This is a genomic window from Bacillus infantis (genome assembly GCF_008180445.1).
GTDB classification, from domain to species: domain Bacteria; phylum Bacillota; class Bacilli; order Bacillales; family Cytobacillaceae; genus Bacillus_AB; species Bacillus_AB infantis_B.
Map to the genome: position 1 here is coordinate 22948 of NZ_VTER01000024.1, position 6347 is coordinate 29294.

Consider the following 6347-nt stretch of genomic DNA (forward strand, 5'->3'; position numbering starts at 1 on the left):
TAAACCGGGGGGATGCTGAATTGAAGATTTTTTATGCTGCTGAGGCTTCAAGCCTTATCGGGGAGTTGCCTGAGTTTGATCTGCTGCTCAGAAATGAAACAAGCCTGAAGGATACAGCGGGCACCATTTATCTGTACGAATCTGAACAGGATAGGGAGACAGCGGTCCTTTTGCTGAAAGAAGGGCATCTGCTCGAAGAGCGGCACCTCCTCATTAGCCTGGAAGATGCCATGATGGGGGAACATTTTGATGATTGCGGAACCATTTCTGAAAACGGGGAATATTATCTATGGATGGAGCTTGTCCGCCCATTTGCCATAACAGCCGGGGAGCCGGTCCAGCGGGAGATGGCCCTGCTGCAATTTGAAGAGCATCTGGCTGCATCCTCTTCGCTCACGTGCGGGCGCGTTTATTTTATCGGGGTACACCTGGAGGAGCTGGCTTTAGGGATTGCAAGGGCATACGACATAGAAGTGTCATTTTTAGACCTCGACAAATTGGGTATATAAAATATATAATAATAACGAATGTAAACCATTACTTACATACAGATTTTACTAATCTGATCATACGATAAAGGGGGCTTTTCAACATGGGCTTGGTCATTGTCTTTGCTTTAGTTTCATTGCTTGCAGCATACGGCACCTTCTCTGCGCTTAAAAATAAGAATCTCCTGGGAATTGTGTTCGGAGGAGGCTCTTTTGCCGTTTTCGGCTGGTTTGCAGTTATGACCCTTATCCACCACGGTTTTCCGGCGGCACACTAATGCATTGAAAAAAGCTTCTGCCCTGCAGCAAGCTTTTTTTATTTTCACAGAAAAACAGGACTGCTTGAAAGCAGCCCTGTTTTTCTGTTATTCCGATTCCTCCAGGCGGCTTTGCACCCTCGCCACCTTGTCTTCCATCTTTCTTGCAACGTCGCGTCTGTCATCAATGCGGATGTTGGTTGCAGCACGTGCAAGTCCTTTTTCAAACGGCACTTCATGCATCGCTTCGATAACCTTGAATAAATCCGGCAGCTCTCCTTCGATAAGCGTGCTCATAGGGGTCAGCTGAAATCTGATCAGCCCTTCGCTTTCAAACTTTTGCAGGACTCTCTGGATATCTGCCACATATGCACTGACACTTGGCGAATCAGTTCCGATCGGGATGATTGTTACATCTGCAATAGCCACTTACATCACTCTTTCAATCTTATTCAAAGCCTCTATAGCGCACAGAGGATTCATTTTGTATTGTAGACCTTTCCCTTTATAAACAAAAGGGAAAACTATTCTTTTTTCACAAGATCAACCGTTGTTTTATCAGCCATATTCAGGAGCTTTTCAAAATAAAACCCGTACAGGCACAAGCTGCCTTCGGGAGAGCAGCTCAAAGGCTCGTTTTCCACCCCCTCGAAAATGGTATCCTTTGTCTGTTCATCAGGACTGTAGCTGATCAGCCTGAAGCCTTCTGCATATGAATCTGCTTCTGTACTGTAGAGCGGTTCAAAGGTATAAAAATGACCGGCAGATTGATCGTATGCATAGTAAGGAACAAGCCAATCTGAATATCTTGTTAAATGAGGCATCGAAAAAGAAGATACACGCTGGAAGCTCCCGTCATAGAAGGTATACTCAGCCATCCCTTCCTGTTCCTGATCGACAGAAAGCGCCACTATCCCTTCAGGCAACGCTTCTGCTTTAATCAGATCATCAAGGACAGTTTTGGCCTCTCCATTCAAAAGCCCAATCGTTTTCATAGGAGCAAAGAGAGAAGGGCTTTGCTCGCTCCAATCCAGGTAAAACAAATCGTTCTTGGATATCCATTGGGCAAAAGGCTCTGGCAGTCCGATTTTTTCAAGCAGATTGCCGCTGATTTGAAGATGGTACACCTGGAACTCCCAATCCTCATTAAATACAGAGAGCAGGAGGCTGTTCTCATCAAAAGGATTCCATTCAACTGCAAGCTCATACAGCTCCATGGTTTCTTCAGCTAATGGGGCTCCTTCATGATCAATGATAGTGATGGTGCTTTCAATGCCGGCCTGCGGTGACTGGATGAGCAGATATTTACCTGATGGGCTGACTGTTACAGCCGCAATCGGAACTTCACTCTCATAGATCGTTTGCTGCTTCCCTGTTTTAATATTATGGGTAATCACTTTTGTTCCTTCCTGTTCCGCAACAGTAAAGGCAAGTATATTCTTTCCAACCCATCCGTTGATGGACTGGATTTCCCCCTCTTCGATGGTTACAGGCTTCACCTTGAATTTTTCTTCCTGGTCTCCCTGCCCCTTGCCAGCTGTCCGGGCGGATTGACCTTTCCCATTTTCCCCGCCATCCCGGCTGGCAGGCTCGGGGCTGCACCCGAATAGGATGAGTGTGGATAAAGCAAATATAAACAGGAATGGGCCTAAAAACTTAAAAAATGGGTGAGAGTCTTCATGTTTCATTCCACACATCCTTTTTCCCTTCTGAGCCATAAATGGTTTCGTGTAAATTTATCTTTTATATTACAAATATATTATATTTTAATAACAAAAATTTTTAAACCGATAATCGCCGAATATGTGAATTACATATATATGGAAGCGAGGAAGATACCCAGCGTCTCTTCATATATTTCATCAAACTGCGACAGCGGAAGCGGGTTGATCCCTTTTCCCAGTTCGATCGTGAAACCGGGCCTCTGGAATTCTTTTATAAACCAATCCTTGTATCCTGCAAAACTGTCCACATACTGGATGGCCTCATAGCCGCTCACCCTTGCAAACTCGCTGGCAAGCGCGGCAGATTCAGGCGGTTCCAGACCCTCATAACCCCAATAGAACTCCTCGCCCTGGGTATGATAGGCAAGAATCCTTCCAAATTCCCGCTCCCTTGCCAGTGCTGCCATCGCCTGAGCCTCAGGCTCTGTCAAAGGGGCAGTCCCTGGAAAATCCCTTGGTGCAGGAGCCTTCTCTTCTGTCCGCTCCTTTTCTACTTCCCACTTAGCGGGAAATTGATTGTTCAGGTCCACTCCCCGTATATTGGCTTTCCAGCCTGTAAAATCTGCGCTGCCCCTGTTGATTTCTGCCAGTTCTGCTTCCATTCCTCCGGGAGGCCCTTCCAGGACCAGGTTCACCCCATCCGGGTTTACCATCGGTACGATGGACAGATCGACTGAATCATACAAAGGAAGTGTGCTGATGCCCCTTATGGGTGTGCTGTTGGTTAGAGATAGCAGGAATGTGTTCAGCTGGAGCATCAATACAGATGATGTGATCCATTCATTGGCATGGAATGAGGCATTCAGGTGCACCTTCTTGCTCCCATTGCCAAGCCTGATTTCATATAGGGTTTTCCCGAGGACGCTTTCCCCTGCTGAACCTATCTTTATGAAGGGAAAGATGTCTGCAAGCTTCCTGATATCATTTTCAAGCTGTTCAAATGTATATTTTATCCGCCCATTTACGACTGGGGAAACTGCCCTCACAGGAATCAGTATTTCCTCTCCGGGCTGTATCCTGTTTGGGTTGACATCCTGGTTCAGGAGAAGCAGCGCATCCACTGAAAGGCTGCGGGACGCGCTTATTTTCCAGAAGGTATCATTTTCGCGGATTATATAGGATTGTACAGTAAAGCCGGGAATCGCTATTTCCTGGCCGATTTGCAGCATTGCCGGATCCACCCCGGGGTTGGAGTCAGTCAAAAGCCCTGCTGGAACCATAAAAAGACTGCTGTAATACCAAAGCGTATCGCCTGATCGGACTGCTACTTTCATGAAGATCCCCCTTTCCATCTTCTCATATGTATGACAGAAAGAGGCCAATCATTACGGTCTATAAAAGAAGGGCTGCATTTTTTCTTTGCAGCCCCATTTTTCGTGATTCAGTTATCGCCCTTTTGTTTGATATACGGAGAATCCTCATAAAACCTCAGGAGGTCGCCATAAATAATTTTATCGGAATATTCAAGTTCATTTTTTGCTTTCTCTATATACGGCTCACAGGCTGCAGCGTCCGCCGGTTCAGCGGTTTCCTTGCTGTAGCAGGTGTCCCTTGTATACAGGTAGTCTTTTGTAATGAAGCTGCCATCCCTCAGCACCGTAAACTCCTGGCGGTCATTTGCAAACAGATCTGCCCCGAAATCGATGTCATTCCTGGTGTCTATGCCAAGTAGATGGAGTATAGTCGGCTTTATATCAATCTGCCCGGACACTTTCGAAATCGTTTTTCCCTCCTGGCCGGGAATGTGTATGATGAGAGGGACCCGCTGCAGCTGGGTGCTTACAAACGGAGTAACCTCTGTGCCGAGGAACTCTCCCATCGCTTTATTATGGTTCTCTGAGATGCCGTAATGGTCACCATAAAGGATGATGATGGAATCTTCATATATCCCCTCATCTTTAAGCCTCTGAATGAAATTCTTAATGGCTTCATCAGTGTAGCGGACAGTAGGGAAATAGCTATCAACAGTTTTGTTGCCGGATGTATATGGTTCAATGAACTGATCTTCTTCCCCAAGCTCGAAAGGGAAGTGGTTGGTCAGTGTGATGAACTTTGCATAATAAGGTTCAGGCATTTCTTTTAAGTGCTGTACCGACTGTTCGAAGAAATCGATATCTTTCATCCCCCAGCCGACTGAATTGGTTTCAGTCACCTCATAATCCGGAAGAGAATAAAACCGCTGATACCCAAATGAATCATACATGATATCCCTGTTCCAGAAGCTCTTATTGTTGGCATGGAGTGATGCTGTGTAATATCCGTTCTGATTCAGGATCTCAGGAGCAGCGGCAAATTTATTTCCGGAATGGGTGAAAAATACTGCTCCCCTGCTGAGCGGATAAAGGGAATTATCTACAAGGAATTCAGAGTCAGATGTTTTTCCTTGTGCTGTCTGATGGTAAAAATTATTGAAATAGTAGCTTTCTTTTATGAAGTCATTCAGAAAAGGTGTGATTTCCTGCCCGTTGACTTTTTCATTGATGACAAAATTCTGGGTGGATTCCATTGAAATGAGAATGACATTCTTCCCTTTGGCAATGCCGAACATATCCTCCTCCGGGGGAACGTAGCTGGCGCGTGCATAATTTCCTATGTCCGCCAATTCGCTCCCGTCAGCCAAGGCCCGCTGTGCTGAGGATTTCGACTGCAGGAACACATCGTAAATATGATAATTATAGGTGCCGATATTCTTGACCAGCATTTCCCTGTCAAAGGTACGTGTCAGCAGCTGGGGACGCTCGGTTTCTGCAAGCCCTAAATTAAAGAAGGCAATGGCAACGGCAGCCAGGAAGAATGCCCTCCGGTTCTTTTGGGAATGTTCGCGGTACACCAGTGCCTGGGGTCTGGACATCATGATGATGGCCAGAATAATGAAATCTGCAAAATAAAGCAGATCAGTCAAATTAAGCAGCTCGCTTACACTGCTTCCAAGATCGCTCATATTGCTCGTCTGGAACAGGACCGGGACTGTCAGGAAATCGTTGAAAAACCGGTAAAAGACCACATTTGCAAAAAGGATTGCTGATATAATGAAACTGGAGATAACAACATACCTGACTTGATTTTTCTTCTTCAGAAAAAGACCGAACCCCAGCACAAACATTAAAAAGCTAAGCGGATTGATCAGCAGGATTAATTCCTGTTTGAAGTTCTCAATTTTTATATCGAAGCTAGTTTTATAGGCGATATAGGTTTTAAGCCAGAGCACTGCTACCGCAAATCCAATCAGGTGAAGCGCAGGCCATCTTTTATTCCCCATGATCATCCCTCCCTGCATTGCCGATTGAAAGACAAGCATATGCTAAATTATGGAAACGCAACAAAGATAATCTTAATGCTTTCTCAATAAAAAATCAATTTTACTTTTACATTCTGAATGTATAATAGGTTATTGGCTGATTCCTTCTTACCCATCTTATTAGACGTTTCAAACAATGAAAGGTTTCCGGTTTGTCCTGTTCCGCCAAAAATGCTTCTATAGTCTGATGACTGTCTCCCGCCATAGGGGGACTTTTTACTTTGCTTTTATGGTTTCCTTTTTCCCCATCCTTAAATCCACCGGTTTCATCAAAAAAAAACCTTCTGCGCAGGCAGAAGGTTTCAGACTGTAGACAAACTCGAAGAAATTCGGGTTTGCCTACAGTCTATTTTTTTATAAAATATAAGATATACCAATGCTTGAGGTGAAAAAAATGCTGACTAAGAATAATTCAATCCAACGGGATCAAATTGAAATGATTGCTCTTGACCAACTTGTACCCTCGAACCATCTGGTTCGCAAGGTTGAGGCTGCGATTGATTTTTCATTTATCTATCCACTTGTGAAAGATATGTACTCAGAAGTCGGCCGCCCAAGTATTGACCCGGTCGTATTGATA

7 protein-coding genes are annotated in these 6347 nt (G+C 45.0%); 3 read left to right on the top strand and 4 right to left on the bottom strand.

What is annotated here, in order from left to right:
• Window positions 1-20: 20 nt before the first annotated feature.
• Both FZD51_RS25350 and FZD51_RS25355 read left to right on the top strand, forming a co-directional pair.
• Window positions 21-509 carry a hypothetical protein gene (locus FZD51_RS25350; RefSeq protein WP_148977207.1) on the top strand — a complete coding sequence of 163 codons (489 nt, stop codon included), beginning with the start codon at window positions 21-23 and terminating at the stop codon, window positions 507-509.
• A gap of 83 nt (window positions 510-592) precedes the next feature.
• Window positions 593-766: a DUF2759 domain-containing protein gene (locus FZD51_RS25355; protein WP_009794905.1), complete on the top strand. Its 174-nt coding sequence runs from the start codon at window positions 593-595 to the stop codon at window positions 764-766.
• Window positions 767-853: 87 nt separating this feature from the next.
• On the opposite strand, the gene FZD51_RS25360 is transcribed toward FZD51_RS25355, so the two are convergent.
• The 4 genes from FZD51_RS25360 to FZD51_RS25375 all read right to left on the bottom strand — a co-directional run bounded on the left by FZD51_RS25360 (window position 854) and on the right by FZD51_RS25375 (window position 5728).
• Complete coding sequence (locus tag FZD51_RS25360; RefSeq protein WP_148977208.1) at window positions 854-1174, bottom strand: MTH1187 family thiamine-binding protein; 321 nt, start codon at window positions 1172-1174, stop codon at window positions 854-856.
• Between the two features lie 95 nt (window positions 1175-1269).
• Window positions 1270-2433 carry a YqgU-like beta propeller domain-containing protein gene (locus FZD51_RS25365; RefSeq protein ID WP_148977209.1) on the bottom strand — a complete coding sequence of 388 codons (1164 nt, stop codon included), beginning with the start codon at window positions 2431-2433 and terminating at the stop codon, window positions 1270-1272.
• Window positions 2434-2555: 122 nt separating this feature from the next.
• Complete coding sequence (locus FZD51_RS25370; protein ID WP_148977210.1) at window positions 2556-3743, bottom strand: M14 family metallopeptidase; 1188 nt, start codon at window positions 3741-3743, stop codon at window positions 2556-2558.
• Window positions 3744-3850: 107 nt separating this feature from the next.
• Window positions 3851-5728: an LTA synthase family protein gene (locus tag FZD51_RS25375; RefSeq protein ID WP_148977211.1), complete on the bottom strand. Its 1878-nt coding sequence runs from the start codon at window positions 5726-5728 to the stop codon at window positions 3851-3853.
• 433 nt (window positions 5729-6161) lie between these two features.
• Here FZD51_RS25375 and FZD51_RS25380 point away from each other — a divergent pair.
• Window positions 6162-6347, top strand: a 186-nt coding sequence (locus tag FZD51_RS25380; RefSeq protein ID WP_478209723.1) for a transposase, incomplete at its 3' end; no start/stop codon positions are given.

Excerpts from the sequence above, each read along its gene's own strand:
- FZD51_RS25355 (WP_009794905.1), top strand. The coding sequence starts at position 593 with ATGGGCTTGGTCATTGTCTTTGCTTTAGTTTCATTGCTTGCAGCATAC.
- FZD51_RS25375 (WP_148977211.1), bottom strand. The coding sequence starts at position 5,728 with ATGGGGAATAAAAGATGGCCTGCGCTTCACCTGATTGGATTTGCGGTA.
- FZD51_RS25370 (WP_148977210.1), bottom strand. The coding sequence starts at position 3,743 with ATGAAAGTAGCAGTCCGATCAGGCGATACGCTTTGGTATTACAGCAGT.
- FZD51_RS25365 (WP_148977209.1), bottom strand. The coding sequence starts at position 2,433 with ATGAAACATGAAGACTCTCACCCATTTTTTAAGTTTTTAGGCCCATTC.